Below are 26,213 nucleotides of genomic sequence, written 5' to 3'. Positions count from 1 at the left end.
CTCAGTCGTCGGCGACCGCCGCGCCGACTTCGATCTCGCCGGCGTCGAGTTCGCGCTCGACCTCGCGGGCGGCCGTGACCATGTTCTCCATCTTGCCGTAGGCCACGTCGCGCGGGAGGAGCTTCACCCCACAGTCGGGGCTCACCGTCAGTCGCTCGGGCGGGACGATCTCCAGGCCCTTCTGGATGTTCGCCTTGATCTCGGCGACCGATTCGACCTCGGCGACGTGGACGTCGGTGACGCCGAGCGCGAGATCGAGATCGAACTCGGGCTCTTTGAACACGTCGAGCTGCTCGTAGTCGCCGTTGGCGAGCTCGACGTCGAACTCGTCGATCGGGAACTCCAGGATCTCGGGGTAGATCCGCGAGTAGTCGCCGTAACAGACGTGCAGGCCGATCCGTACCTCCTCGGGGAGGTCGGCGACGATACGGTCGAGTGCCTCGCCGACGATCGCGTGGTCGTCGGGCGTCGTGGCGAGGGCGGGTTCGTCGATCTGGATGTAGCGCGCGCCAGCGTCGACCAGCTTCTGGATCTCCTCGTTGACGAGGTCCGCGAGCGCGAGCGCGAGCTCGCGATCGTCGTCGTAGGCTTCGTTGAAACTCCAGCTGGCGAGCGTGTAGGGCCCCGTGATCGGGACCTTCACCGGGCGATCGGCCACGCCATCGGTGAACTCGAACTCGGAGACGAGCCAGGAGTCGTCGTACTCGACGTCGCTCACGACGGAGGGTTTGTCGAAGTAGTTGTGACCCCAGACCTTGACCGGGCCGTTGAACTCGTAGCCCTCGATGCGATCGGCGAAGAACTCGACCATCTCGTTTCGTCGCATCTCGCCGTCGACGACGGCGTCGAGCCCCGCGCGTTCGTGTTCGTGAGTGATGATGCGGGCGGCGTCGTCGGTCGCCTCCTCCCACTCGCCGTCGTCGAAGTCGCCTTCGGGATCGTCGTGGAGCTCGCGCACGCGATCGAGCCACTTCGGTTTCGGGTAGCTCCCCACGACGGTGGTGAGGATGAAGTGCTCGTTCGGGTGGCCGGCCGGCCGGAACTGCTCGCGGCTCATTGGGCCACCTCCGCGGCACGGGCAGCGCCCGCGGCCAGCGCTTCGAGCTTCTCGATACAGCGACTCACCGGCAGGTAGAACAGTTCGGTGTTGGTGGTGATGTACATGGTTTCGAACTCCGCACCCGGGGTCTGCTCGTCGACCCACGCGACGCGCTCGGCGATCTTTTCGGGCTCCTCGACCAGCGTGTTCTGGCCGTCGGCCAGCCCGAACGCAACCTCCTCTTTCGTCCCGTACTCGTTGATGTTGTAGAGGTTGTCCTCGTGGTTCGTGACGAAGTCGTAGCCCACGGCGTCGATGTCCGCGTCGAGCAGGTGGGCGTGGACCTTCTCGGTGAGCGCGCCCCAGTAGGTCTGGACCACGACGTCGGCGTCGGTCGCGTCGGCCACGCGATCGATGGCCTCGCTCGCGCGTTCGTCCTCGCCGTCGCCGGGCGGGTTCGTGACGAGCGACGGTTCGAGGACGAAGACGGTCTCAACGTCCGAGAACGCCCGGACCTCGCCCGCGAGGAAGTTCGCGATGGCATCGAGGAATTCCCCCTCGTCGCCGTAGAACTCGTCGGTCGCGAGCTCCGACAGCGAGTACGGACCGGGAACGGCCGCCTGCGTCGGGGCGTCAGGATCGATCTCGCCGAGCGCGTCGAGATCGTCGGCGAGGTCACCGTCGAACGTGAGTTCGCCGGAGACGACCGGCTCGCGGTAGAAGTTGTTGTTGTCGTAGTAGCGGACGATCCCGCGCGTCTCGACGGCGTCGTGGACGCAGAGCGGGTGGGCGAGCATGTCGTCCCAACGGAGCTGTCCTTCCACTACTCTGTCGAGTCCGGCGGTCGCCTGCCAGTCGGCGACGGTCGCCCGCGTCTCATCGTAGACGTCCGTGATCTCGGTCCCCTCGCTGCCGTCGACGAGGTCCTCCTTCTGGTGGCCCTTCAGGCTCCCCAACTGATCCTTCGCCCAGTCGGGCAGCGGAAACACGCCGGGCGTCGTCGCGACGAATTCCGTCATAGGTGGGATGGGGAATGACGGCGCTTAATATTTGCTACTCGCGATTATGCACTCGGGTAATCATTCGTGGTCGAGACGGAGGATCGAGAGCGTCTCGAACGGGAACGAGTCCTGGTCGACGGTCGTCGCCGTGAAGCCGGCCTCGTTCGCCAGTTCGACGACGGTGTCGAACCCACTCAGACTGCTCACGAGCATGAGCACCCGCCCCTCGGGCGTGAGCACGCGCCCGACGCCGGCGAGAAACGGCTCGATCACCGCACGCCCGCTCTCGCCGCCAGCGAGCGCCACCTCCATCCAGTCGTCGACCGCTTCCTCGGGCGTGGTCGGCAGATAGGGCGGGTTGAACGTCACGAGGTCGAACACCCCGTCCCCAAAGGGTTCGGTGAGATCGCCCTGCACCACTCGGATACCGTTCTCGCGGGCCTGCCGGCAGGCATGTGGGTTCGGGTCGACGCCGTAGACCGTCGCGCCGGTCTCGGCCATCGCGGTCGCGACGTAGCCCGATCCGGTTCCGACGTCGAGCGTGCGGTCGGTGGGGGCGGCCTCGTCGCGGGCGGCCGTCGCCAGCAGGTGTGAGTCCTCGGCCGGCTGATAGACCTTCTCGCGCTCGCGGCGCTCGTCGAGCCCCATGCTACTCACCCCCGTCCGTCGCGGGGGTGAGGCTGCCGTGCTCGGCGTGTGGGCCGACCTCGCCACCCTCATCGCGGGCGGCGAGCACGCGCTGCGGGTAGGCGATCGAGATCCCCTCACGGTCGAACGCCCCTTTGATCGCCTGAATGAACGCGCTCTTGGCCCCCCAGACGCGCCGCGAGCTCGGGTCGTCGATCCAGAAGCGTGCTTCGAGGACGATGCTCGACTCGTCGAACTCCTTCAGCACGGCCTGTGGCGAGGGCACCGATCGTGGTTCGTCCATCTCCGCCATCGTCTCCTCGGTGAGCGCGACCACGTCGCTGTCTCTTATACACATNTCAGAGATGTGTATAAGAGACAGGTGTCGACCCGCAGGCGGTTGTTTTCGGAGAGATTGACGAGCGGCTCGCTCGTGATCTGGTCGTTCGGGACCAGGACGTGCTCGTCGTTGAACGTCCGGATCTCGGTGTTGACGATCGTGACTTCCCTGACGATCCCCTCGTACTCTCCGACGGCGATCCAGTCGCCGACGTGGAACGGGCGCGAGAAGAGGAGCACGAAGCCGGCCGTGATCGAGCCGATCGTCTCCCGGGCGGCCAGCCCGATGACCGCGCCGAGCGCCCCCGCACTGAGGAAGAGCCGGCTGAGTTCGATCCCCCAGATCGCTAGCACGACGAACAGCGCGGCCACGGCCACGCCGACGTCGGCGATGTGGTAGGCGACCTCGCTCTGGTGGTCGGTGATCGCGCCGTACTCCTCGGCCAGCCGGTCGATCGAGCGGTTGAGCAGCCGTATCAGCAGATAGGCCATGACGATCACGCCGGCGATGAGCAGCAGTCGAGCCCCGGTCCAGCGATTCACCGACAGCGCATCCAGTACCAGCCCGATGGCCGGCACGACCCGCCAGACGACCATCAGCCAGTAGACGGTGCCGACGACGCAGACGGCCACGATGCCGGCCTGCAGCGCCTCGGTGAGTCGCGAGCTATACCGCCGCTTGAGCGGCTTTCCAGCTCGATTGACGAGCACCACGATGCCGGCCAGAACGACCAACGCGCCGAGACTGCCGAGCAGCTGCCCGCCGGTCGACGAGAGATAGATCTTCTGGATGGAGCGGAGGAACTCGGGCACTAACATCGGCGATCGCACCCGACAGCCGCCTCAGACGCGCTCGAACTCCTCGCCACCACACTTCGGACAGAGCCGCTTTCGCTCGTCGAACTCGGCATAACAGTCGATGCACCGATATTCCTCGTCGTCGGGCCCCGCGTCGGCGGTATCCGTATCGAGCGTCTCGCGGAGCCCCTCGATGAACGCCATGTGGTCAAGGATGTTCGTGGAGCCTTTCGGTTTCGTGCATGCACGTGCCGTGTTCGCTCGACCGACACGAATCGTGAACCGTTCCTCCGGCTCGCCTCGGTCCACCCGCCCGATCCCGCCCATCCGCCGGGTACGCGCGAGACGCGCCCACCCGGTACGGCGTCGAGCGCCGTTTCGCTTAACGCGGTCATTCCGGAGGGGCGACGTCGGTATGTTCGATCGCCAGTTCCGTCAGCGCGGCGAACTGCTTGGGAGCGAGTTCGCCCGCGCGCTTGCCCAGCAGTTCCTCGTCGGCGGCCTCGACGACCGCTTCGGGTCGTTCGATACCCGTGATATGGCCCGTGTTCCGAATCGCGTTGCGCAGCGTCTTGCGTCGCTGGGTGAACACGCCCCTGACGAACGCGAGGAAGGGTTCTTCGGGAACGCCGTAGTCGGGATCGCGGGGACGGGTTCGCACGACGGCACTCTCGACGGCTGGCGGCGGCGAGAACGCCGCCGGTGGCACGGTCTCGACGATCTCGCAGTCGGCGTAGTGGCCCGCCGTCACCGACAGCCGGCCGTAGTTCTCGGTGTTGGGAGCCGCGACCATCCGCTCGGCGAACTCCCGCTGGACGGTGACGACGAGCGGCCGCTTGCGGGGCAGCAGTCGAAACAGAACCTCGCTCGAAATCCCATAGGGGAGGTTCGATAGCGAGGCCGTGAATTCGGGCAGATCGATGGCGAGCGCGTCGCCCTCGACGACGGTCAGACGTCCTGCCGCGATCGCGTCGGCAAACTCCTCGCGGAGGAAGGCGGCGAGCCGGCTGTCGCGCTCGACGGTCGTCACGCGCTTGGCCCGATCGAGCAGGCGGTCGGTCAGCGCACCCGTGCCGGCACCGATCTCTAGGACGTGGCTCGTGTCGAGCTCGGTAGTGTGGGACGCCAGGCGGTCGAGCACACGATCGTCGACCAAGAAGTGTTGGTCCTGATCCGGATCGGCGCGCACGCCCGCCCGTGCGAGCAGTGCATCGGGGTCGCGTTGCTGGTCGTGATCTCGTTCGTCGGCGTCGCGTCCGTGACTCATCGCCATCCGCCCGCCACGGCCGCGCTCGACGCTCGCTGATTCATGGCGGCGATAGCGACGCGGCCGACAAAACCCTATTCACTCCTCGTCGCGCCCGACGAAGATGCGGTACTTCAGATCGTCGTCGCGCAGCTCCTCGCGGATGCGCTCGATGAGGATCTCCTTCGGTCGGTGGAGCCCGGCGACGCGCTCTTCGAGTTCGTCGAAGCTCTCGAACGGTTTTCGCTTGCGCTCGTCGAGAATTGAATTTCTGAGTTTCTTCCCGATCCCCGGCAGGAGGTTGAGCTGATGCAGTCGGAGGGTGATCGGCTGGGCGTCGTTGTAGAAATCGACGAACCGCTGCTCGTCGCGGTCGATGGTGTCCTCGATCGCGTATTCGAGCTCCGAGCGGGCGGCGCTCGGCAGCGCGTCGAACTCGATGGCGTGTGTCGCTTCGATGACCGGATCGTCGGGCCGGATGCGATCGCTAAAGCCGATGTCGGCGTCCTCGGCGAGCGTGAACTCCGACAGCAGGAAGTCGGCCTCGCCGAGGGCGAACGCGAGCGCCGATTTCTGCTGTGGCGGCCGGTCGTCGTCGGGACGGCCGGTCGGCAACATATCGAGGACGACGGCACGGTGCTCGCCGGCCTCGTCGCTTTCGACATCGCTCATAGCTTCCGCCTACGCCGAGGATACACTTAAACTCGTCCCGCTCAGTCGTAGCGGGCAACCACGTCGAGAACGGCGTCGAGCTCATCGCCCGACAGCGAATAGCGCTCCTGGGCGAAGACGGCGCGAAGCTCGTCGCGGTTGGCGGGCTTCAGGTTGGCGATCTTGTACGCGGTCGACTCGTCGATCTTCTCCTGGGATTCGAGTTCGTCGACGAACTCGCCGGCCTCCTCGACGGTCAGATCCGCAAAGCGGTTGACGTGGTCGATGGCACGCGCGAGCTCGTAGCGCATCTCGCGCTCCTCGTCGGCGGCGCGCTCGGCCTCGATATCGGCAAGCAGCTCCTTCGTCTCGGCGAGCGTGAGATACTCCTCGTCGAGTTTCTCCTTGAAGATCGTCATTCCTGCCGGCGGAGATGGGCGGCGGTGACGATGATCGTCTTGTCCTTCTCGCCGTCGGTGATGCGCACGCGGTAGGCGCGCCCCTGCTCGTCGAGCACTTCGCCGGTGTGACCGTTGAACCGGGGATGGAAGCGCCCATCGGGCACGCTCGGATCGAGACTGAGGTGGACGCGATCGCCGGCGTCGAACTCCTCGATGGCGCGCTGGGGCGGCGAGGTACCGCGCTCTCGCGGGTCGTTGGAGAGTTTGTTCCGGGTTTTCTTGAGTGGGCCCTTGGAGTTCGGCATATGGCCTGCGTTGCAGAGGGGCCCGTATAAAACGTGTGTTCCGGGACGGCGAACTATATCCGGCCGACGTTCTGCACGTCGATGCTCTCGACGCGGCCGACGCTGCTGAAGGCTTCCTCGACCGCTTCGGTCCCGCCCGCGTCGTCGGGGACGATCACCGTCGGCAGCAGCGCGACCAATCCGAAGGCGACGTCGTCGCGCTCGAACCCGTTGATCTTCGCGCCCTCGGGCAGCGAGTCCTCCAGCTCCTCTTGGAGGTCGTCGAGGTCGACTTCGGGGCTCTCGGGCATCACTTTGAGCTTCGCGGCGACCTTCCCCATCGTTACGGCCCCGTGAACCCACAGTCGGGACACTCGTAGAGGTTGCTCTGCTTGCGGCAGGTCGCACACCGGTGGATGCGTGCCCCACAGTCGGGACAGTCGAAGACGGCGGCGTTGGTTCCGGAGACGTCGATACCACAGGAGACGCAGGTCCGCGACTGCGTCGATGCGGAGTCGCTCTCGCTCATACCGCAACCTGTGTACCCGCGGGTTAAGTCTTGTCGAAAGCCGATCGCCGTACGCGACCGTGCCGATCGTGGTTCGCCCCGATGGTTGCCAGGTAGAGCGAACCCCGGTGAGATGCAGTTCGTGTAGCACTGCTGCAACTAATTTTTTATACGATCGGTGTGGGTGTATGTGATGGTATGGTAGACCATAGCCGTCGGAAATTCCTTCAGTTGACCGGGATGGCGGGTGCCGGACTCGCGTTCGGGACGACAGCCGTCTCGGCCGCGAGCGGAAAGAAGCGCTTCCTGATCGATCTCCGCGAAGTCGATCGCTCGGCGGTGTCCGCGGACACGGAGATCATCCACGATCTCGCCGATATCGACGTCCTCGTCGCCGCCGGCGATCCCGACGAGGTCGGCGGTCCGGCCGCCACCGCGCCCGACGTGGAGATCGCCCCGCACGACGACGAATGGGACGGTGACGACGGGCCGGCCGTCGAGCGCGACGATGACGACGCGGAGACGCCGGGGGTTCCCGACCGCCGCACGCTCCAGTGGGACAAACACGCCCAGGAACTCGCGGAGGAGGTTCACGAGACGACCCGTGGTGCGGGAAGTCGGGTCGCCGTCATCGATACCGGCGTCTACGCCGACCATCCCGATCTCGACGAGGTGGTGAACGAGGAGCTCTCGCGGAACTTCACCGGCGACGGCGGCGGGTTCTTCGCCAGCGGCGCGAGCGATCACGGCACCCACGTCGCCGGCATCACCGCCGGGACGAACGACTACGACGGCGAGCGCGGCGGGATCCTCGACACCGCGCCGAAAACCGATCTGCTCGCGCTCCGCGTGTTCGCCGCGGGTGAGGAGGGCGCGGCGACCGGCGACATCCTGGCGGCGATCGTCTACGCCGCCGAGATTGACTGTGACGCCGCGAACCTGAGTCTCGGCATTCCAGCGACGGATGGGAACAGGAGTCCGGAACTCGTCGCGATCCAGAAACTGTACGGCCGCGCCGCCAGCTACGCGAACGAGCAGGGGACGGTCGTCGTGAACTCGGCAGGGAACTCCGCCGTCGATCTCGATCCGAAGGAGACGATCGGCGTACCGACGGAGGCCGACGGCGTGTTCTCGGTTGCGGCGACGGGCCCGATCGGCTACATCTGGGACGACGAGTTCGACGACGAGATCGAGGTCGAGGAGGCGCTCGAACCCGAGAACCTCCGCAAACCGACGACACAGCCGGCGAAGTACACTACGTATGGCGGGAGCGTCGTCGACGTGAGCGCCGCCGGCGGGAACTTCGATCCCGACGCCCAGGACGAGGCCAACGACGGCGACGCGAACTCCCCGAAATGGTTCTACGATCTCGTGCTCTCGACGGTCTATAGCGAGGGGAACGGCGATGTATCGCCCGATTATGGGTTCAAGGCCGGCACCTCGATGGCCGCTCCACAGGTGACGGGCGCAGTCGCGCTCGTGCGATCACTGCGCCCTGATATGAGCGCCGCGGCGGTCGAGGACCTGCTTCGCGACACCGCGCGCGACATCGGTGAACCGGACTACCGGGGCGACGGCCATCTCGATCTCACCACGCTCGTCGGTGCCGCCAGCGGGAAGAGTGGAGATGATGACGGGGACGGAGACGACGATGACGACGAGCAAGACGGCGAGGACGGAGACGACTGACGATACCTATCTCACCGTTCCTCTTTGCATCACCCCGTAACCGGGGATTTTCGAGCCGTCCGAAACGATCCGATCAGTCGGACGAATAGCGGATCAGATCGAGTTCCGAGAGCTGCGCGAGGAAATACGAGAGCGTCTCGTCGACGGGTTCGATCCGTTCGTCGGGCACCGTCGTGGCGAGTTCGTCGGCGATCGCAGCCGTCGTCGTCTCGCCGTCGCAGTGACGCCAGACGATGCTGCCGACCACGTCGAGTTCGAGTTCGCGCTCGGTCGGCGTATCGAACAGGTCGAAAAGGAGTTCGTCGACGCGGTTCCGTGGCTGACGCGGACGCTGGATCGTCACGCTCGGGTCGCCATCGACACGTTCGCACTCCCAGTCCTCGGTCGTTCGGATCGGATATCGCACCCGCGACTCGGTTTCGGACATGCTCAGTACAGCTCCTCGACGTTTTCGGTCTCCCTCGCACCGCGGATCGTGCTCGCGGCGATGAACGCGAGCAGCCCGCCGACGGCGGCGACGCCGAGCCACAGCGAGAGCTGGTCGCCGATGCCGACGGGGAAGGGGATCTCGCCGCCGGACCCGACGCCGAGAATCCGGATCGCGCCGACGACGATCCCCATGATCGCCTCGCCGGCGATCAGGCCCGCGGCCACGATACGGCCGTTGAGAGTGGCGCGTTCGGTCGCCTCCTCGTCACCCGTCCGTTCGACGTAGCGGGTGACGATCGCCTTCAGCACGCCGCCGAGGAAGATCGGCGTCGCCAGGCTGATCGGGAGATACATCCCGACCGCGAACGGCAACACCGGCACGTCCATCATGATGAGGACGACCGCGAACGTCGCGCCGATCAACACCATCCCCCAGTTCGCCGTCCCGTTGAGGACGCTCTCGGCGATCAGCGCCATGAGCCCGGCCTGGGGTGCGGGGAGCGTCTGGCTCCCGAGCCCGTAGGCCTGATTGAAGAAGACGATGATCCCGCCGGCGAACAGCGCCGACAGCCCGATCCCGATGAGTTGAGCGATCTGCTGTTTCCGTGGCGTCGCGCCGAGCAGATAGCCCGTCTTGAGGTCCTGTGAGGTGTCGCCGGCGACCGCGGCCGCGATGGCGACGACCGAGCCCGTGACGAGCACGATGACCGGATCCGAAACGCCCGTCGAGCGGAGTACGACCGCGGCGATCAGGATCGTCGCGACGGTCATCCCCGAGACGGGGTTCGAGGAACTCCCGACGACGCCGACGAGATAGGAGGAGACCGCGACGAACAGGAACGCCGCGAGCACCGCGATGAGCGCGCCCAGCAGCCCGACGCGGACCTGGGGTATGACGACGAGCAAGATCGCGACGACGGCCGCGCCGACGACGACGATCGCCATCGGGAGGTCGCGAGCGGTGCGTTTGCGGTCCGTGTTCCCGTTGAGCCCCTCGCTGAACTCCGCGCCCGCGAGCCGGATCGCGTCGAGGATCGTCGAGCGCATCGAGGCGATCGCGTACAGCCCGCCGACGATCATCGCCCCAGCGCCGACGTAGCGGACGTAGCTGCTCCAGACCGCGTTCGCCTGCTCGAACAGCGTCCCGCCGGCCGCGTCGGGCGGCACCATCCCGCCGGTGACGAGCAGCGGGATCAGCATCATCCACGAGACCAGCCCGCCGCCGAGGATGTACGCCGCGATGCGCGGCCCGATGATGTAGCCGACACCGACGAGTGCGGGCGTGAAATCCCCGCCGAGCGCGAACCCGCGGGTGTTCGTCACCGAGAACGCTCCCTGAATCGTCGTCTGGATCACGCCCCAGATGTTCGCGAGCGCCGTGTAGACCGCGCCCACGATGAATCCGATCGAGACGAACCGGACGCCGCGCCCGCCGTGTTCACCCGCCTGAAGCACGTCCGCACAGGCGGTCCCCTCGGGATAGGGGAGCTCCTGGTGCTGTTCGACGATGAGATAGCGTCGCATCGGGATCATGAACAGTACGCCGAGGATCCCGCCGAGCAGCGAGACCGCCGCGGTGGTGACGATATCGATCGACTCGCCGAGGAAGGCGACGCCGGCGAGCGAGAAGATCACGCCGGCGGTCAGCGACGAGCCGGCCGACGTCATCGTCTGGACGATGTTGTTCTCCAGGATCGTCCCCTGGATGCCGATGCGCGAGAGGCCGTAGAACAGTCCCATACTGATGACCGCCGCCGGGATGGAGGCGCTGATCGTCAGTCCGGCACGCAGCCCGAGATAGGCGTTCGCCGCCATCAGAACGACGTTGAGCACGAGCCCCAGCAGGACCGCCTTCACCGAGAGTTCGGTCATGCTGGAGTCGGCTGCAACGTACGGGTCGACACCGCCGGTCGATGGCGGTTCGTTCTCCGATTCCATGTGAAACTACCTCGCAGTATTTGCCCAGGTACGGAAAGAATTGCGCACTGAGTTCGCTAACCGGTTGTCTATCGTGTCTCAAGACAACAAACGTCAACTCAGTCGTGGTATTCGTCACGAATCACGGAATATGTGAGAGAAACCATCGCACGCGACTCCGAATCGTTTCGGAAAAGCAGGACATCTCACCGGGGAGCAAAGAAGAGCCGCGAGAACGCGATCTATCCCATCGACTCAGCGGTCGCGTCGGTGCCGTCGAACCGATCGCGGACGAACAGCGCGAGCAACAGCACCGTCGCAACCGCGAGCACGGCGGCGAACGCGAGCACGAACAGCGTGACCGGCGTCAGCCCGCTCGCGACCTGTTCCTGGAGGAACGAGCCGGCCGTGACGGCGGTGACGCCGATGAGTGCGAGCCCGCCGACGTTGGCGAGGGTGGAGTTCGTCTCCGGCACCGCTTGGCGATCGTTGAGCAGGTAGAGCACGACCGCGAGCGCGAACGGCGTGCCGACGAGGCCGAACGCGAGCGTCAGCACGAGCAGCGGGAACGCCTCGCCGCCGATGAAGACGCCGCCGATGCCCGCCAGCGCGACGGCGATGATGGCCGCCCGGTAGCGGTTGTCGGAGACGTCGCGCTCCCAGCCGAGTTTGTCGGCGAGGAGATAGGGCGGAACGACCGTGTTCGCGCCGAGCGTCGAGACGGCCGCACCCCAGAGCCCGACCAGGAACAGCCAGCTCGCGGCATCGCCGACGAGCGGGCCGAGCGCCTGCGCGGCCGCCGTCGCGGTCAGCTCGGCTCCCGAGACACCCGGTCCGTGGAGCACCGACGCGGCCACGAGGAAGATGGCGAGGCTATAGATCCCGAACGCGCCGAGCATCGAGAGACCGACGTCGAACCGGGCGAGATCGATGTCGTCACGGCTCCAGCCGTGCGCATTCATCGTGTACGACTGCATCGTCACGAGCGTGACGTGGACCGCACCACCGAGGATGCCGGCGGCGACGAGCGCGCCGTCCACGCCGGCGGGGATCCGCGGGACGAGCCCGCCGGCCGCCGCCGAGAAGTCGATCGGGACGACGAACAGCGAGGCGAGGAAGGCGAGGACGACCAGCGAGACGAGCAGTTTCGCGCCCGTCTCGGCGAGGCGATAGCCACCGCCCGCGAGCCCGGCTGCGAGTACGAGCGCCCAGATGACCGCCCAGATGCGCGCGTCGATGCCCGTGATCGTTGCCGAGACACCGGCGACCGTCTTCATGATCGTGAGCTGTGCCAGCCCCGCAGCCAACACCGCGTCGACGACGAGCAGCCACGCCCAGGTGTTTCCGAGATGCTCCTCGACGACCGCGACGATGCCCGCCTCGGTGAGGAGGCCGAGCCGCATGGCGAGATACTGCGAGAGCGCGCCCAGGATCGCCGAGAGCAGGGCGACCCAGAGCAGTGCGTAGCCGAAGCTCGCACCGCCGGTGATGAGGCTGGCCATCGTCGCCGGGCCGGCCGCGATGGCCCCCGCGAGCCACGTCGGCCCGATGCTGCCGGTGAACGCTCGAAACCGCTCCGCGACGCTCATTCAGACACACCCCGGGAACTCGTCGCCGGCGATCGGGTGGCTCTCGACCCACTCCGGCCGATCGTCCGTGGTGAACCGGGACCGCGCGCGCATGTACGCGACGATCTCGCCCGACGCCACCGATCGGTTTCGTTCGGCGCGGTGTAGTGTGGCAGCAGGCAGTGCTGAAACAGTACGTCGCCGGGGTCCATCGGGAGCGAGACGGTGTCGCTCTCGTCGTAGTCGTTCCCCGCGAGCGCGATATCGGTGTCGTACTCGACCTCGTCGGGGGTGAGAACGTCCTCGACGACGAGATAGCCGTCCCGTTGATACCGCTCGAACTGCTCGTCGGTGATCGACATATCGATCGGTGGTACTCATCGGTAGTTAGCGCTTGCGCATCGGGACTCGATCTCGTTTCCCGACTATCCGGAAATATTCGGTACGACGAGTTTCGAATCAGTTCACAGCAGCCCGGCGACGACGAGCAGCGCTATCGAGACGACACTCGCCCCGAGAAACCACGGTCGTGCGTTCGTTGCCGCGGCTGCCGCCGACCGGTTCGATCGACTGCCGGACAGGCGACGGAATCCGAAGAACAGCACGACTGCGAGGACGAGCCAGAGGCCGACCATCGCCAGCACGAGGTTTCCGCGGCCCGTCGTCTGGAGCGTTTCGGCGGTGTAGAGCGTTCCCGCGAGATGGCCACCGCTGAACAACAGCAGCAGCACCGACGCAGCCGTGAGATAGCGAAACCGTCGTGCCACGAGCGCCAGTCCGTCCGTGTTCAGCAGCTCGCTGCGTGCGGCCGGGATGACGGCACCCGCGACCACGAGCGTGCCACCTGTCCACAGTGCGGCGAAGACCGTGTGGATGGTCATCACCACGTCAAGTACGCTCGTCATCCGCGACCTCTCGTGTCCGACCGTTCGCTCGCCGACGTGGCTTCCGCTCCGCGGCGTGCCAGTCGAGTTTCGGTCATCCATCTGGCATCCCTCAAGTGGAGTCGTTCGGTTGCTCCGTTCGTCATCGTCGAACCGTTTGGGGGTGGGATATAAACGCCATCGGAGGCGTCCCAGATCGTGGGAGTGCCACGGGCAGGTGGCCAGCGACCCGATCGACGACCGGAGTCGTGCCATTCCGGCGATCTGGGAACGACCGAGACCACTATACCTCAGCCACCGAAAGAATGAGTGATAGCAGCGATGATCGACGCCGACGCACGGAGCGAAATCGTGGGGGAGTCCTCGAATGAGTGACCACGTCGGGTCGAACCGATTATCACTGATCCCGTCGAACACGGACACCACGGACGGCTCCACAGGAATGGCTCGCTGGACGGCCGACGACCCCGATGGCCCCTCGCTCCCGACGGTGTTGCGATCGCTCGACGACGATCACTGCCGGGCGATCCTGGCGCTGTTGGACAGCCCGAAATCCGCGAGCGAGCTCCGCGACGAGTGCGAACTGTCGAGTTCGACGGTGTATCGCAAGCTCGAACTGCTCCGGGAATCGGGCCTCGTCAGGGAGTACACGGAGGTGCGCCGCGACGGGCCGAACGTCACGCTCTACGAGCGGGATTTCTCCGAAATCACCATCGGTGTCGACGATGACGGTGGGTTCACCATGTCGGTGACGCGTCCGGAAACCGACGCCGAGGACCGACTGGCCACGTTCTGGTCGGCGATGAAGGAGGAGTCGTGATGGACCTTCTCGTCGCGTCGTTGCTCGTCGTCAAACTCGCCGCACTCGTTCTCGGCGGCGTCGTCTCCCTGATGGCCTACAGAGCCTACGATCGGACGCGAATCGCCGGACTCCAGTATTTCGCGCTGGGGCTGGCGGTCATCACCTTCGGTACCGTTCTCGTGGGTGCGTTCCACCATCTCGGCGGCGCGTCGATCACGCTCGGCATGCTTCTCGAAAGCGTGATCATCTGTGCCGGGTTCGCCGTCATGATCGTCGGGCTCTATCGGACGTAGCCAGCCTCCCTCCTCCTCCCTTCCTTCTCGTCACGGTCCGTGAGTGTCGTGTCTGCTCGATCGGAACGGCTCTCCCACGTTCTGGGAACCTCCCATCGCCCCTTATCAGTTCCTCTCGGAGGATGGGCATGAACGGATACGCAACGACGGATCGGGGAACAGATCGTGCGGTCGCTTCCAGAGCAGAGAAGGACGGGAGCCGATGAAACGGGATATTTCGTCCCGCTACGCGGCGTTCCTCGTCTCGCGGAGCCGGCTGATAATCGCCCTGCTGCTCGTCGTCTCCGCGATCGTCGGCGCTGGGGCGGTCGTCGGCACCACTGGCGAGGAGCAGATCGGCCAGGCCGGCATCGACTCGCCGGAGCAGGCGGCGCTCGACCGTATCGACGCGACCTACGGGACCGACGACGCGGTGGTCTCGCAGGTCGTCGTCAGGGACGACGAGGGTGACGTCCTCACCCGTGAGTCGCTCCTGAAGAGTCTCCGATTGCAGAAGCAGTTCCACGACAACGAATCGATCAACGCGACGCTGCGCGCGGAGACGGGAGCGATCGGCATCGAGAACATCGTGGCGAACGTCGCCTACGCCCACCAGCAGAGCGAACGTGCCGATGCCGCGGGTGGTGACGACTCCAACGGGACCGCATCCAACGGGACGGCGACAAATGCCACGGCGGGCTCGGCTGCGGAGCGATCGTCGGAGCCGACGCTCGATCAGCAGATCGCCGCCCTCGAATCCAGATCCGACGCACAGGTCGAGACGTATCTCAGCCGCATCCTCGATCCGGACGCGTCCGTTCCGGGCGACGATCCGGCCGAGTTCCTGCCGACGGCGTACGAACCGGGTACGACACGGGCCGACGCGCGGACCACTCTCGTCTTCCAGACGCCCCCGGGCGATTCGGCGACGACCGAAGAGGAGATCAACGACGCGCAGGTGACGATCGATGCGCTGGTCGAGAACCGCTTCGCCGACGCGTTCGTCTTCGGGCAGGGCATCATCGACGAGGAGTCCTCCCAGGCGATCGGCGATACGTTCACGATCATCACGCCGATCGCGGTCGTCCTCCTGCTCGTGGTGCTCGCGATCGCCTACCGCGACCTGATGGACGTGCTCGTGAGCGTCTTCGGCGTCGCCGTCGTGTTGGTCTGGTACGCCGGCATCCAGGGCTGGCTCGGCATCCCATCGAACTCGACGCTGATCGCCGTCCCCTTCCTGCTGATCGGGCTGAGCATCGACTACTCGCTGCACGTCGTCATGCGCTATCGCGAGGCCAGAACTGGCACTCTCGATACCGACGACGAGTCCGTCGAGCGGCGCGATCCCACGGCCGCGATGCGCGTCGGGATCGCCGGTGTCGTGCTCGCGCTGGCGACTGCCGCGTTCTCGACGGCCGTCGGCTTCCTCTCGAACTACATCAGTCCACTGGGTTCGATCCAGGATTTCGCGATCCTGAGCGGTGTCGGGATCGTCGCCATCTTCGTCGTCTTCGCGGCGCTCGTCCCGGCGCTCAAACTCGAACTCGAACGGTTCTTCGATCGTCGTGATCGCGATCGACGGAACGCCGCCGTCGGCGTCGGTTCGGGCTGGCTGCGCCGGCTGCTCTCGGGCACCGCCACGCTCGCCCGGCGCGCACCGATCGTCGTCATCGTTCTCGCGGTGGTGCTCGCCGCCGGCGGTGCCTACGGAGCGACCGGCATCGACACGGAGTTCAATCAGGCCGATTTCCTGCCGCAAGACGCACCGGCGTGGATGGATTCGCTGCCGGGCCCGTTCGCGCCCGGTGACTACGACGTGAGCGAAAACCTCGACTATCTGAGCGAGAACTTCCGCCAGCGTGGCCAGGGTTCGGACGGACAGATACTGCTGGAAGGGAACGTGACCGCGCCGGCGCTGTTGACCGCCACCGACCAGACGGCCGAAAACACCGCCCAAAACGGAACGATCGTGGTCGGTGCCGACGGCCGGGCCGCCATCGAGAGTCCGACATCCGTTCTCCGGAGCGTCGCCGCACAGAACGAGACGGTCGCCGACGCGATCGCAACGCGAGATATGGATGGCGACGGGCTCCCGGACCGGGATACGGCGGCGGTTTACGATCTCCTGTTCGATGCCGCGCCGGAGCAGGCGTCGTCGGTATTCTACCGGGCCGACAACGGCTCGTACCAGTCCGCCAGACTGACCGTCGGCGTCCAGGGCAACGCCTCCTCCCAGGCGGTCGCGGGCGACGTGCGGGACGTTGCATCGACGATCGAGGGGGATGCGCCGGTGACGGCCACCGCAACTGGCGGGCCGGTCATCACCGCAGTCGTCCAGAGCGCGCTGTTCGAGACGCTCGTCGAAGGGTTCGCCATCACGCTGGTGGTCATTCTCGGGCTGCTGGCCGGGCTGTACTGGTGGCGAAGCCGAACGCCGGGATTGGGAGTGATCGCGCTCGTGCCCGTTCTGATCGCGCTCGCGTGGCTGCTCGGGACGATGGCCGCCCTCGAAATCCCGTTCAACAGCGAGACGGTCGTCATCACGAGTCTCGCGATCGGTCTCGGCGTGGACTACAGCATCCACGTCAGCGAGCGGTTCGTCGACGAGCGCGTCCGCCACGACACCCTGGCGGACACGCTGTCGGCCACGCTCACGGGCACCGGCGGCGCGTTGCTCGGGAGCGCGGTGACGACCGCGGCCGGCTTCGGGGTGCTCGCGCTGGCGCTGTCGCCGCCGCTCCAGCGCTTCGGCATCGTGACGGGGCTGAGCATCGTCTATGCGTTCGTCGCGTGCATGACGGTGTTGCCGTGTCTGCTCGTGCTCCGGGAACGACTGCTCGCACGAGTGGCTTAGAGCAGTCGTAACTGGTCGAACCCGCTCCATAACGGTACAAAACTGGCTGTTCATGGTGTTCTATCGGTTTTCTGACCGCTGGTGTCGAACGATCGTTCGCCGTCATTCGCCAACAACGCACTTTTCGCCGTCGGCGCTGTACGGAGGACATGGCGTCGTTCATCGTGACGAGTGCGACGACTCGCACCGACGAGGAGGTGGACATCGAGATCCGGGACGGGACGATCGACCGGATCGTCCCGGCCGGTGAGGGCGATCCGTCGGCGTTCGATAGCGATCAGCACTACGACGCCGCCGGAAAGCTCGTCACACCGCCGCTGATCGAGCCACATATCCACCTCGACGCGGCGCTCACGGCCGGCGAACCCTGCTGGAACGACGTCGGCACGCTCGCGGCGGGGATCGAGCTCTGGGGCGAACGAAAGCAGGAGCTCACCACCATCGGTGTCAAGGAACGAGCCGAACAGGTCATCGAGTGGCTCGCGGCGAACGGCGTGACGCGGGTCAGAACCCACGCCGACGTCACCGAAGAGACGCTCACCGGGTTCGAGGCGTTGCTCGAACTGCGCGAGGAAGTCAGCGACATCGTCGATCTCCAGGTCGTCGCGTTCCCGCAGGAGGGCGTGTTTACCGAGGAGGAAAACGAGGACCTCCTCCGTGAGGCCGCCAGCATGGGTCCCGACCTCGTCGGCGGCATCCCCCACAACGAGCATACGCGCGAGGAAGGAGTGAAGGAGGTGGAAACCGCCGTCGAGATCGCCCGGAAGCACGACATCCAGCTCGATCTCCACATCGACGAGACGGACGATCCCACCTCCCGGATGACGGAGGTGCTCGCGAGCGAGGCCCATCGGCACGACATCGGCGAGCGAACCACGGCGAGTCACACGACGGCGATGCACTCGTATCCGGACGCCTACGCGGACAAGCTGATCTCGTTGCTGGCCAAAAGCGGCGTGAGCGTCATCACGAACCCGCCGGACAACAGCGTTCTCCAGGGGCGCTACGACGACTACCCACGCCGGCGCGGGCACACGCGGATCGACGAACTCCACGAGTCGGGCGTGACGGTCGGCATCGGCCACGACTCGGTGATGGACCCCTGGTATCACTACGGAAAAGCCGACCCGCTCGACTCCGCCCATCTCCTGGTCCACTACGCGCACATGAACGGCCGCGAGGACGTGCAGACGATCTGGGAGATGCTGACCGACGCGAACGCGACCGTGTTCGGTGCGGAGCAGTACGGCCTCGAGGAGGGGAACAGGGGCTCGCTCGTGCTCTACCACAGTCCGGACGCGTTCAACACGCTTCGGACGCGGGCCCCGCGCGCACTCGTACTCAGGGATGGCCGGCCGATCGCGCGCACGGAACCACGGGAGACGGTCGTCGAACGGCGGAGCGGCTCTCGATCCATCGACTTTCATCGGAGTGACTGACCCATCGATCGGGTACCGTATCGGACAGGGCGGATCGTGGATCCGTCATAGGGCCGATCGCTGCGGCGAATTCCTGATGTCGACTCATCGAATCGCTTTGTTTAACAGTATCGACACACACCTGGACGACGATCGGTGGACGAGGCAACACCGTCGTACCAGCCGAACGATGGCGGGAGGCTGATCGAAGCCATGACCAGCCGTGCGTCGTGGTTTCGTCCGATCGCGCTATCGAGCACATTGCATCGGCCGCCACAGGTCCGGTAGAGTTAGCGCACGCCAAACAACCCCTTTTATCGGCCCTACTGGTGATACGAACTGATGGAACGCACGAGTCGACGACGGTTCATTGCGGGCATCGGAGCAGTAGCCATCACTGCAACCAGTGCAGGCTGTAGTAGCAGCGGCACCAGTTCCAGTAGTGGCAGTAACGTCAGTGACGAAACGGGCGGTGGGAGCGATGGCAGTGGTGACGGAACGACCGGTGGGAGCGGTGCCGACAACGGAACCGCTTCGGACGACACGTCGACGGACGGGGCAGCGACAGCCGGTGGAGGCGGTAGCGGCGGGAAGACGGTCGCAGCCGGTCCCAATGGAAGCCTCGTCTTCGAACCGGAACAGATCGAGGTTTCGGTCGGCGACACGGTGACGTGGGAGTTCGAGAGTACGGGCCACAACGTCAGCGCGAGACCACAGGACGACGACAACGTGAGCATCCCGGACGGTGCGGAGTCGTTCGCATCCTACGATAACGGCGACAGCTTCGCCGTCGTCTCGGAGGGCGAAACCTACGAGCACACCTTCGAAACAGCCGGTGACTATACGTATGTGTGCATCCCACACACTAGTTCGGGAATGATCGGGACGGTCACGGTCTCCGAGTAACGGATGACGGCTCTGTGCCGACAGCGGACGAACATATCATGACAGAAAACAAAACAGAAGACGAACCAGCGACGGACCGATCGCAGAGTGAACGCTACCTGAGCAGACGGCGCTATCTCGCGGCGGCGGGAGTGACCGCCGGTGCAGGGGTGTTGGCCGGCTGCGGTGGTGGAGACCAGTCCGACGGCAACGAAACGACCAGCGCAGCCGGGACGACCGTTGCCGAGACGGCGACCGCCGGCGAGACCACGGACCAAACGGCCGCGGCGACCACCGAGGGCGGAGCGACGGGCGACAGCTACAGCTACACGAAACAACAGCTGAAGCAGAAATATCCGGGTCTCGAGATCCTCTCGCCCGAACCGCCGAACGGACAGGCCGACGATCTGGCGACGTATACGAGCTTCCTCACGGGCGTCGACTCGGAGTATATCCGGAGTCACTACAACTCCCCGAAGATCGACGAGGCCGAGCACACGATCTCGTTCACGGGACTGTCCGACGACGAGGCCGAGATCTCGATGGAGGAGCTGAAACGGGACTACCCCACGGAGTCGGTCGTCCACACGATGCAGTGTTCGGGCAACGGACGGTCGTATTTCGAGCCGCAGGTCGCTGGCAACCCGTGGTCGTTCGGGGCGACCGACACCGCCCGCTACACCGGGACGCCGCTCAGTGCGGTGCTCGAAGCGTACGGGGCCGACACGAGCGACGAGATGTGGCTCTCGGTGATGGGCGAGGACGCTCCTGAGGGCGAGGACGTCTTCGCGCGGTCGATCCCGATGCAGAAGGCGACGGACGACTGCATGCTGGCCTACGAGCGAAACGGATCCGCGCTGACCGCCGAACACGGCTTTCCGGTCAGACTGATCGTCCCCGGCTGGTACGGCTGTAACAACGTCAAGTGGCTCGGCCGGATGCACGTCATGGAGAAGATGCTCTACGGGCCCCAGTGGAACGGCGAGCAGGACCGCACCTACACCCACTGGCAACAGAGCTCCTATCGGATCATTCCGGTTCAAGACGAGGAGCCGAAACGCTACGAGTCCATCGACACCTTCGACGTCCACGAGCAGATGCAGAACACCGATGAGATCCGTAACGCGTACATGTACGACCAGTTGGTGAAATCACTCATCGGCTATCCCGGACAGGACGCGACGGTGAGCCCCGGTATCGACGGCACTGTCGAGGTGGTCGGGGTCGCGTGGGCCGGCGACGACGAGGTTGATGGCGTCGAGATCTCGACCGATGGCGGCGAGACGTGGAACGACGCGGAGTTCTTCGGTCCGAGCCCCGGCCCGGCGGCGTGGCGACAGTACCGCTACCGCTGGGATGCCGACCCCGGCGACTACACGCTCGCCTCACGGGCGACCGACGGGGAGGGACGCACCCAGCCGGCGACGATCTCCAAACCGGACGAAAACCTCCGCGGCATCACCGACGACAAGTACCCGTGGAACAAGGACGGCTACGGCAGCAACGCCTACATGCCCGAATCGGTCGACGTGACCGTCACGAGCGGCGGTGACGGGAACGCAACCGGCGACAACGCCAGCAGCGGAAACGCGACTGGCGGCAACGTGACGGGTGGGAACGCGATGACTGGAAACGAAACTAGCGGAGAAACCGCGATCGGAAACGGATCCGGCGATACCACAGCCGGTGGAAACACGTCCACCACGTCGGGTAACAACACTACCGACGGCGGGAGCTGATCGACAGGGCGCGATCGGCCGCTATTCCGGATCGTGGACGTCGATCACGCGGAGTTCGAACTCGACCGGTTGGCCCGCGAGTTCGTGGTTGAAGTCGATGACGACCCGTTCGTCGGTCACGTCGGTTATCCAGCCGGTCTCGTCGGTATCGCTTTTCACCAGTTCGCCCTCCTCGGCAGTGACGTCGTTTCGGGTTTCGAGTTCGTCCAGCGGAACCTCGACGACGCGCTCAGCATCATACGTTCCGTAGGCTCGCTCGGGATCGACACGGACGGTCTTCGTCTCGCCGGTCTCCATCGTTTCTACTGCCTCGTCGATACCGGCGACGACCTCGCCCGCTCCAACCCGGAATTCGAGGGGTTTGTAGTCGCGGTGGCCGTGGTAGATCTCCTCCGACAGCGCTACATCGACGTCGGAGGTGTCGAAGACCGTACCCGCCTCCGCACCGTCCGCGATCCGTCCGACGAAATGGACGACCGCGATCCGCCCGTTGTTCACCATGCATGCCGGTGTCGACGGACCGTATTGATCGTTCTGCTCGTCGGATCGCGATCGACGCCACCTACGAATACGTCCTACTCCGTGGCCATCCGCTGGTGAGTGTTGCTCAGGATCACCCATTCATTCGCTCGTAGCTCAGCAGATGCGTGCGCCCTCGTTCGTGATGTGAGTCGTTCGTTCGAGGACGTTTCGCGTCCCGGTGGCGATGACGGTCTCACCGAGCATCGCCATGCTCGCGACACCGCCATCCCGTTCGACGCGTCGTACTTCGTCGATGACGCGATCGGTTGCGAGACCGGTTCGTTGGACGAACGTCCACGACAGTTCGAGCAGCTCTCGCAGCGATTGGCCGGGAGTAATGTGTGAGAGAACCTCCTGGCCGTACTCGCGAACCCGCTCGACGGTCCGTTCGTCGTCGAGGACGGCACTGGTGGCGATCCCATCGAGCGCAGTGTACGCGAGTTCGGCCGACGACTCCGAGCGCTGGATGCCGTCGCCGGTGTTCCAGACGAGGCCGCCACGATCCTGGATGAAGACGTCGCCGAGACCGGTTCCGGCGTCGATCTCCGCGTGGTGGGCCGCGTCGAGGAGTTGCTCGCGATCCCGCCCGAGACCGAGCGCCTCGTTGGCAGCCAGCGCAGTGGCGAGGGTCGCGGCACCGCTGGCTCCGAACCCGTAGCCGACCGGAATCGACGCCGTCAGCGACACCGCCGCCACGACCGACAGCCGGTGGAGGACGTTCTCGACGGGTTCGACGGCGGTCGGCTCCCCGTCGAGGCTGACCGATATCTCGTCGCTGGGTTCGACCGTCGCTTCGACACCGTCCTCGATGGCGAAACTCACGCCGAACGACCCGTCCTGTGAGGAGCGCGGTGGGACGAAGATCGGCGTCACGCTTCCGGGGGCGGCTGCGGTTACGGCTGGCGATTCTGTCGTCACCATTGTCGTCTGCAGGTGACGACCGTATACAAGGCCTTGGTGGGATTTCGGGCTGTGGAGCGTTTCGCGATGGTTGGTCAGTCCCTCTTCCTCCGATCGCTCAGTAATGGATCCCGTCCGGGTCGCGACCCGATCATCCACGGGCGTTCGCGAGTCGCACGGCCCCACATCGGACCAGTCCGCTGGCAACCAGTAGCCAGGCGAGGACCGCGATGACGACGAAATATCGTGGAATGACACCGATCGCATTGAGTCCGGTCGCCGCCGCCAGCCGATAGGTGCTGACCGTGTACATCCCGAGCGGGAACACCATCCCCCAGTAGCTCGGATCGTATCCTGCCGGCGTGTGCGGGAGGGCGAGCCCGCCGGTCGTGTGTCGCCAGACACCCAGCGCGACGAGCAGCGGGATCCACCACGTCGCCGTCATCCAGTAGAAGAAGGTGAATCCGACCAGAAACGGTCGGAGAGTGGCGAGGAACGCCCAGTCGCCGCTGGCGGCGACGAGTATGGCCCCGGCAAGCGTCGTGATCGCCACCGCCCCGGTGTTGATCCAGTACGGTGGCGTCGCCGAACTCGGATCGAACGCGAAGAACGTCATCCGGTAGAACACGAGCGTGATCAGTATCAGATACAGCATTCCACCGACCGCGTACAGTCCGAACGCGACGAGCAACAGCTCCTGCAGCATCAACGGGTAGGACGGCGCGAGCAGTCCCGACAGCACCGCCACCGACTGCGTGGCGACGACAGCGAGCAGCCAGCTTCCGTCGATCGCCTCGTCGATGGGCTGGTCGACATCGCGGACGGTCAGACCGAAGAAGACCGCGTACACGAGCACGAACCACAGTCCGCCGCCGACGGCGAGCAGCCCGGTCGCGATCGGTATCGAGACGTCGAAGACGACGAACTGGCTCCCGAGCACGCAGGTTCCTGCGATCGCGGTGAACGAACCGACCGCACGATCGTAGTTCGTCAGATCGCGAACGGCCGAGTACGGATGACGCCCGATCTGCGCGAGCGTGAACGCACCGATGACGACGTACGCGAGCACGTTGCAGCCAAAGAGCACGATGCCGAGCGGACGGAGACCGAGCAAGTGCGTCGCGATCGAGACGATCCCCGTCGCCATGACGAGAGCGAAGTAGATCGGGTCCCAGTCACGCAGCATGTCACCGATGACACTCCGGATGTAGCCGTTCGATCGCGACGATCCGCTCTCGGTCGGCACGGTCCCATTTTCCCAGTCCGTCCCGCTCACGGCTGCTGATCCCGAACCCTGCGTGTGAGGTGGGGTCGCTGAACCCACGCTCCCCCGGGATCGCGCTCAGATATCGGCACTGTTGGGGAAGTAGTTGAGCACGTCGTCGCGCCAGCCGCCCTGGCCCTTGCCGATGTCGTCGAACTCCTCGACGAACTCGACGTGGGTGACCCATTTGGCCATCTTGTAACCCAGTTGCGTCCGGAGGCGCAGGCGCAACGGCGCGCCGTGGGCGATCGGCAGGGGTTCGTGGTTCATCTCGTCGGCGAGCAGCGTCCCCTGCTCGGTGGCCTTGTCCATCCGGATCGCCTCGTAGTAGTGGCCGTCGACGTCCGGCTCCTCCCACTTCTCATCGAGCGTGTGGAAGACGACCCACTCGGCCTCTTCGGACGGGTTGCAGCGATCGATGAGCTCGTTGACCGGCACGCCGCCCCACTGGGCGACGTACGTCCATCCCTGGATGCAGTCGTGACGCGTCGTCTGTGACTGCCGGGGAAGCTCCTGGAGTTCGTCGAGCGAGAGTTCGAGTTCGTTCTCGACGAGCCCGCCGACCGTCAGTCGCCAGTTCGCGAAGTCCTCGGCGACGTGCGCTCGGTAGTCGTCGTTTCGTGGTGCTTTCCCGTTGACACGGGCGAACTCCGAGGGGGTCTGCAGTTCGCTTTCCTCGTCGACGATATCGGTGTGATGGTGGAAGACGCGCTTCAACAGCGAATCGAGGCCAATCTCGAGGAGTTTCTTGGTCCGCATGGGCCATTTGAGTGACGCTCGATCGGCGATCACGAGAAAGGCGACCGCCCCACCAATCCAGACCGCCGTGAGCGCGAGCGCGAGCGAGTGCGATGCGTCGGCGCTGCCGAGCAGGATCTTCGCCATCTGTTCGCTGAAACCGTGCGCGACGACGAGGCTCACGTGGCCGATGATGAAGACGACGAACGCGAGCATTCCGAGGAGATGGATCGACCGCACCTTCTGACGGATATGTGAAAACCAACCCGGGAAGTGTGCCCGCATCGCCGGCGCTTGCAGCACACCGGTGACGATCATCAGCGGCGAGAGGACGAAGATGACGGCGAAATACGTGAGTTGCTGCAGCGCGTTGTAGCCGGCCGCTGCCGGAATCTGTAGCTGGGCGTACGTCACCAGCGCGTCGATGGCCTGCGGGAAGATCGACCACGAGGTCGGGACCAATCGATCCCATTGACCGGTGCCGAACAGCAAGACGACGTAGAGACCGCCCGTGATGAGCCAGCCGGCCACGCCCCAGTAGTGCCAGTGGCGCGAGAGGCCGAGATTGTCCTTGCCGGGGAGTGCCAGCCACGAGGAGTACGGATCGGCCTCGTCTTCGGCCGTCCACACTCCCTCTTTTTCCTTCGATACTCGCTTGGACGTCCGTCCCGACGAGCGCTCTGGCGACGGGAGCTCGGCCGCCTCCGTGTTGACTCCGCCGTCGGTGGCCTCCTTGGAAACGGGTTCGGTCGCGGTCGGTCGTCGTTGTTCGTCGCCACCGCCGATTCGTTCCTTATCGATGTTGGTTGGTCGTTCCTCATCGCCGGTGCGAAGCCATTCTGTCCCGGGAATCGCGTCGTCGCTCCAGTAGAATCGCGGATGCGCGCCGATGATCCCGACCCCGCTCCGGATCAAGAGCAGCATGAAGAGGAGATTGAAGACGTGGGCTAGTCGGAGCCACCACGGGAATTCGAGGGCCATGTCGGGAACGTCGCTCGGTGTGATGATATATGTACTCCCGAACATGTTTTTGCGGTCCGTACCATGCCATCACGAATTACGCAGGTAGATTCGTCATGTGCGATGGTTTCGACCCCACGAGGGTTCGTCTGAAACTCGGCAAGCGTCTCGAAGGCATGGGCCAGCAGGAGCTTCAACCCCACGAGGGTTCGTCTGAAACCGGGTCAGACGGGCACGCCGGCCGATCACGAGCCCGTTGCTTCAACCCCACGAGGGTTCGTCTGAAACATCTGGTTCCGCTACTCGCGCGGTGCGAAGGCGAAGCTTCAACCCCACGAGGGTTCGTCTGAAACTCGCCGCTGGTTTCGCCCGCTTCGAGTTTCTGGATTGCTTCAACCCCACGAGGGTTCGTCTGAAACAGTCAGAACCGAGAGCTGCGGTCGCGTTTCTTGCTGCTTCAACCCCACGAGGGTTCGTC

Annotated in this window: 28 protein-coding genes and 1 CRISPR repeat array; of the genes, 7 read left to right on the top strand and 21 right to left on the bottom strand. The window is 65.3% G+C overall.

Translation table 11 applies throughout. The annotated features are described in order from the left end of the window. Nucleotide 1: 1 nt before the first annotated feature. The 12 genes from C448_RS05055 to C448_RS05005 all read right to left on the bottom strand — a co-directional run bounded on the left by C448_RS05055 (nucleotide 2) and on the right by C448_RS05005 (nucleotide 6,915). The gene (locus C448_RS05055; RefSeq protein WP_004052282.1) at nucleotides 2-1,057 is read right to left on the bottom strand and encodes a methionine synthase; all 1,056 of its coding nucleotides are present in this window, start codon (nucleotides 1,055-1,057) and stop codon (nucleotides 2-4) included. Next, nucleotides 1,054-2,058, bottom strand: coding sequence for a 5-methyltetrahydropteroyltriglutamate--homocysteine methyltransferase (locus C448_RS05050; protein WP_004052280.1), 1,005 nt, complete (start codon nucleotides 2,056-2,058; stop codon nucleotides 1,054-1,056). Before C448_RS05050 ends, C448_RS05055 begins: the two co-directional genes overlap by 4 nt. A gap of 60 nt (nucleotides 2,059-2,118) precedes the next feature. Further along, a complete protein-coding gene (locus C448_RS05045; protein WP_004052278.1) occupies nucleotides 2,119-2,688 on the bottom strand; it encodes a HemK2/MTQ2 family protein methyltransferase in 570 nt (189 codons plus the stop codon). Nucleotide 2,689: 1 nt separating this feature from the next. Continuing rightward, a complete protein-coding gene (locus C448_RS16660) occupies nucleotides 2,690-3,004 on the bottom strand; it encodes a hypothetical protein (protein ID WP_004052276.1) in 315 nt (104 codons plus the stop codon). An 11-nt stretch (nucleotides 3,005-3,015) separates the two neighbouring features. Then, nucleotides 3,016-3,498 (bottom strand): mechanosensitive ion channel family protein, encoded by a 483-nt coding sequence (locus C448_RS17175; RefSeq protein WP_455429048.1) that lies wholly within the window; start codon nucleotides 3,496-3,498, stop codon nucleotides 3,016-3,018. Between the two features lie 351 nt (nucleotides 3,499-3,849). Beyond that, entirely contained in the window at nucleotides 3,850-4,008 is a 159-nt protein-coding gene (locus C448_RS16655) for an FmdB family zinc ribbon protein (protein WP_169316345.1), read from the bottom strand. Nucleotides 4,009-4,195: 187 nt separating this feature from the next. After that, complete coding sequence (locus C448_RS05030; RefSeq protein ID WP_004052270.1) at nucleotides 4,196-5,077, bottom strand: 16S ribosomal RNA methyltransferase A; 882 nt, start codon at nucleotides 5,075-5,077, stop codon at nucleotides 4,196-4,198. Nucleotides 5,078-5,149: 72 nt separating this feature from the next. Beyond that, the gene (locus C448_RS05025) at nucleotides 5,150-5,722 is read right to left on the bottom strand and encodes a DUF655 domain-containing protein (RefSeq protein WP_004052268.1); all 573 of its coding nucleotides are present in this window, start codon (nucleotides 5,720-5,722) and stop codon (nucleotides 5,150-5,152) included. A 41-nt stretch (nucleotides 5,723-5,763) separates the two neighbouring features. Continuing rightward, entirely contained in the window at nucleotides 5,764-6,120 is a 357-nt protein-coding gene (locus C448_RS05020; protein WP_004052265.1) for an RNA polymerase Rpb4 family protein, read from the bottom strand. Then, nucleotides 6,117-6,407 (bottom strand): 50S ribosomal protein L21e, encoded by a 291-nt coding sequence (locus tag C448_RS05015; RefSeq protein WP_004052263.1) that lies wholly within the window; start codon nucleotides 6,405-6,407, stop codon nucleotides 6,117-6,119. The genes C448_RS05020 and C448_RS05015 overlap by 4 nt, the downstream gene beginning before the upstream one ends. A gap of 53 nt (nucleotides 6,408-6,460) precedes the next feature. Beyond that, the gene (locus tag C448_RS05010; protein ID WP_004052261.1) at nucleotides 6,461-6,727 is read right to left on the bottom strand and encodes an elongation factor 1-beta; all 267 of its coding nucleotides are present in this window, start codon (nucleotides 6,725-6,727) and stop codon (nucleotides 6,461-6,463) included. 2 nt (nucleotides 6,728-6,729) lie between these two features. Next, nucleotides 6,730-6,915 (bottom strand): HVO_2753 family zinc finger protein, encoded by a 186-nt coding sequence (locus C448_RS05005; RefSeq protein ID WP_004052259.1) that lies wholly within the window; start codon nucleotides 6,913-6,915, stop codon nucleotides 6,730-6,732. Between the two features lie 177 nt (nucleotides 6,916-7,092). On the opposite strand from C448_RS05005, the gene C448_RS05000 reads away from it, so the two are divergent. Continuing rightward, on the top strand, nucleotides 7,093-8,583 hold the full coding sequence (locus tag C448_RS05000; RefSeq protein WP_152415520.1) for a S8 family peptidase: 1,491 nt from the start codon (nucleotides 7,093-7,095) through the stop codon (nucleotides 8,581-8,583). Between the two features lie 73 nt (nucleotides 8,584-8,656). On the opposite strand, the gene C448_RS04995 is transcribed toward C448_RS05000, so the two are convergent. From C448_RS04995 to C448_RS04975, 5 genes are all read right to left on the bottom strand, one after another. Beyond that, a complete protein-coding gene (locus tag C448_RS04995; protein WP_004052256.1) occupies nucleotides 8,657-9,010 on the bottom strand; it encodes a PqqD family protein in 354 nt (117 codons plus the stop codon). Between the two features lie 2 nt (nucleotides 9,011-9,012). Then, the gene (locus C448_RS04990; RefSeq protein WP_004052255.1) at nucleotides 9,013-10,950 is read right to left on the bottom strand and encodes an OPT family oligopeptide transporter; all 1,938 of its coding nucleotides are present in this window, start codon (nucleotides 10,948-10,950) and stop codon (nucleotides 9,013-9,015) included. A 221-nt stretch (nucleotides 10,951-11,171) separates the two neighbouring features. Beyond that, nucleotides 11,172-12,518, bottom strand: coding sequence for an NRAMP family divalent metal transporter (locus C448_RS04985; protein ID WP_004052253.1), 1,347 nt, complete (start codon nucleotides 12,516-12,518; stop codon nucleotides 11,172-11,174). After that, a complete protein-coding gene (locus tag C448_RS15850; protein ID WP_004052251.1) occupies nucleotides 12,515-12,859 on the bottom strand; it encodes a phytanoyl-CoA dioxygenase family protein in 345 nt (114 codons plus the stop codon). The genes C448_RS04985 and C448_RS15850 overlap by 4 nt, the downstream gene beginning before the upstream one ends. Before the next feature lie 102 nt (nucleotides 12,860-12,961). Continuing rightward, nucleotides 12,962-13,402 (bottom strand): hypothetical protein, encoded by a 441-nt coding sequence (locus tag C448_RS04975; RefSeq protein ID WP_049916057.1) that lies wholly within the window; start codon nucleotides 13,400-13,402, stop codon nucleotides 12,962-12,964. A 346-nt stretch (nucleotides 13,403-13,748) separates the two neighbouring features. Between C448_RS04975 and C448_RS04970 the strand changes: the two genes are divergently transcribed. From C448_RS04970 to C448_RS04945, 6 genes are all read left to right on the top strand, one after another. Further along, the gene (locus C448_RS04970) at nucleotides 13,749-14,201 is read left to right on the top strand and encodes an ArsR/SmtB family transcription factor (RefSeq protein ID WP_004052247.1); all 453 of its coding nucleotides are present in this window, start codon (nucleotides 13,749-13,751) and stop codon (nucleotides 14,199-14,201) included. After that, nucleotides 14,201-14,476 (top strand): DUF7521 family protein, encoded by a 276-nt coding sequence (locus C448_RS04965; protein WP_004052245.1) that lies wholly within the window; start codon nucleotides 14,201-14,203, stop codon nucleotides 14,474-14,476. Before C448_RS04970 ends, C448_RS04965 begins: the two co-directional genes overlap by 1 nt. A 202-nt stretch (nucleotides 14,477-14,678) precedes the next feature. Next, entirely contained in the window at nucleotides 14,679-17,309 is a 2,631-nt protein-coding gene (locus tag C448_RS04960; RefSeq protein ID WP_004052243.1) for an efflux RND transporter permease subunit, read from the top strand. Nucleotides 17,310-17,458: 149 nt separating this feature from the next. Beyond that, on the top strand, nucleotides 17,459-18,748 hold the full coding sequence (locus tag C448_RS04955) for a cytosine deaminase (protein WP_004052241.1): 1,290 nt from the start codon (nucleotides 17,459-17,461) through the stop codon (nucleotides 18,746-18,748). 321 nt (nucleotides 18,749-19,069) lie between these two features. After that, nucleotides 19,070-19,633 carry a plastocyanin/azurin family copper-binding protein gene (locus tag C448_RS04950; protein WP_004052239.1) on the top strand — a complete coding sequence of 188 codons (564 nt, stop codon included), beginning with the start codon at nucleotides 19,070-19,072 and terminating at the stop codon, nucleotides 19,631-19,633. 38 nt (nucleotides 19,634-19,671) lie between these two features. Further along, nucleotides 19,672-21,351: a sulfite oxidase gene (locus C448_RS04945; protein ID WP_004052237.1), complete on the top strand. Its 1,680-nt coding sequence runs from the start codon at nucleotides 19,672-19,674 to the stop codon at nucleotides 21,349-21,351. Nucleotides 21,352-21,372: 21 nt separating this feature from the next. Here C448_RS04945 and C448_RS04940 read toward each other — a convergent pair whose 3' ends face one another. From C448_RS04940 to C448_RS04925, 4 genes are all read right to left on the bottom strand, one after another. Then, nucleotides 21,373-21,852, bottom strand: a complete 480-nt coding sequence (locus tag C448_RS04940) for an FKBP-type peptidyl-prolyl cis-trans isomerase (RefSeq protein WP_004052235.1) — start codon at nucleotides 21,850-21,852, stop codon at nucleotides 21,373-21,375. Nucleotides 21,853-21,987: 135 nt separating this feature from the next. Further along, the gene (locus C448_RS04935; RefSeq protein WP_004052233.1) at nucleotides 21,988-22,794 is read right to left on the bottom strand and encodes a GHMP family kinase ATP-binding protein; all 807 of its coding nucleotides are present in this window, start codon (nucleotides 22,792-22,794) and stop codon (nucleotides 21,988-21,990) included. A 130-nt stretch (nucleotides 22,795-22,924) separates the two neighbouring features. Further along, the gene (locus tag C448_RS04930; protein WP_152415519.1) at nucleotides 22,925-24,049 is read right to left on the bottom strand and encodes a tellurite resistance/C4-dicarboxylate transporter family protein; all 1,125 of its coding nucleotides are present in this window, start codon (nucleotides 24,047-24,049) and stop codon (nucleotides 22,925-22,927) included. A gap of 66 nt (nucleotides 24,050-24,115) precedes the next feature. After that, nucleotides 24,116-25,756, bottom strand: coding sequence for a molybdopterin-dependent oxidoreductase (locus C448_RS04925; protein ID WP_049916056.1), 1,641 nt, complete (start codon nucleotides 25,754-25,756; stop codon nucleotides 24,116-24,118). Between the two features lie 105 nt (nucleotides 25,757-25,861). After that, a CRISPR array of direct repeats spans nucleotides 25,862-26,154; the repeat unit is 30 nt; unit sequence GCTTCAACCCCACGAGGGTTCGTCTGAAAC. Between the last annotated feature and the right edge of the window lie 59 nt (nucleotides 26,155-26,213).

It is taken from the genome of Halococcus morrhuae DSM 1307 (assembly GCF_000336695.1).
In the GTDB taxonomy this organism is placed as follows: Archaea; Halobacteriota; Halobacteria; order Halobacteriales; family Halococcaceae; genus Halococcus; species Halococcus morrhuae.
The sequence above is the reverse complement of the archived record's forward strand: the minus strand, read 5'-3'. Positions and strand labels throughout refer to the sequence as shown.